Source organism: Mesorhizobium sp. M5C.F.Cr.IN.023.01.1.1 (genome assembly GCF_003997585.1).
Classification (GTDB): Bacteria; Pseudomonadota; Alphaproteobacteria; order Rhizobiales; family Rhizobiaceae; genus Mesorhizobium; species Mesorhizobium wenxiniae.
On sequence record NZ_RZSU01000234.1, the window covers coordinates 1 to 1,255 of the forward strand.

The window sequence follows — 1,255 nt, forward strand, 5'->3', positions numbered from 1 at the left end:
AACAAGCTGTGGATGACCGTCAATAACTAATTGAAAAATAAAGCTGATTTTTGACAGCTGATATCTTCGCCGTGAACGCTTTCAGCGGCTGCGCCTATCAGCAGGCATGTATATGCCGGCAAAGCATTTCGAACATTGAAACCGTGCGAAGTGTCCGTTTGCGAGATTTCTTTTTAAGTACTTGCCGGCAAACGAAAAAACCCGGCACGGGCGGCCGGGCTTGAAGAGGACAAGATCAGTAAAGGTATATTAGGCCGACAGCACCTTGAGTCGCTGCGCCAGGCGCGAAACCTTGCGGGACGCCGTATTCTTGTGCACCACGCCCTTGGTCGCGGCGCGCATCAATTCCGGTTCCGCCACCTTGAAAGCAGCCTGCGCGGCAGCCTTATCGCCCGAGGCGAGCGCCTCTTCGACCTGGCGGATGTAGGTCCGCACGCGCGAGCGGCGGTTCTTGTTGATCGCCGTGCGCCGGGCGATCTTGCGCGTTGCCTTTTTGGCCGAGGAGGTATTGGCCATGATGCCTCTCTTCTGATCTGGTGGGCGCATGCGGGATGTCGCAGGGCGCAAAAACAAACGGGCAGCCACAGGGCCGCCTCGGTTGGTGCGGCTTATAGTTCAGCTTTTCCGGCGCGTCAACGCTGCTTCGCCTTCTTTTTGGCCGCTGCTGTCGCTCGCTTCTGGCCGCTGTCTTCACGATCTACCGGTTCGTGAAATTTGGCTTCCGCTTCTCGGCAAACGCCGCCATGCCTTCCTTCTGGTCATCGAGCGCAAACAGCGAGTGAAACAGCCGGCGCTCGAACCGCAGCCCTTCGGCCAGTGTCGTTTCATAGGCGCGGTTGACGGCCTCTTTCGCCATCATCACCGACGGCAGCGAAAAATCGGCTATCTTGGCCGCCGCCTTCAACGCCTCCTCGAGCAGCTCGACGGCGGGCACCACACGCGACACCAGACCGCAACGCTCGGCTTCCGCCGCATCCATCATCCGTCCGGTCAGGCACATGTCCATCGCCTTCGATTTGCCGACGAAGCGGGTGAGGCGCTGCGATCCGCCCATGCCCGGCATGACGCCGAGCGTGATCTCGGGCTGGCCGAACTTGGCGTTGTCGGCGGCGATGATGAAATCGCACATCATCGCCAGTTCGCAGCCGCCGCCGAGCGCATAGCCGGCCACCGCCGCGATAACAGGCTTGCGCGCCCGGGTGAACTCTTCCCAGCCGACAAAGAAGTCCTGCACATAAGCGTCGACGAAGGAGAT

General features: G+C 60.0%; 2 protein-coding genes. Both read right to left on the reverse strand.

Annotated elements, in window-relative coordinates; genetic code table 11:
• Positions 1-249: 249 nt before the first annotated feature.
• Positions 250-516 carry a 30S ribosomal protein S20 gene (rpsT, locus tag EOA78_RS35505; protein WP_029356919.1) on the reverse strand — a complete coding sequence of 89 codons (267 nt, stop codon included), beginning with the start codon at positions 514-516 and terminating at the stop codon, positions 250-252.
• 181 nt (positions 517-697) lie between these two features.
• Positions 698-1,255, reverse strand: a 558-nt coding sequence (locus EOA78_RS35510; RefSeq protein ID WP_127320362.1) for an enoyl-CoA hydratase-related protein, incomplete at its 5' end; no start/stop codon positions are given.

Excerpts from the sequence above, each read along its gene's own strand:
- rpsT (WP_029356919.1), bottom strand. The coding sequence starts at position 516 with ATGGCCAATACCTCCTCGGCCAAAAAGGCAACGCGCAAGATCGCCCGG.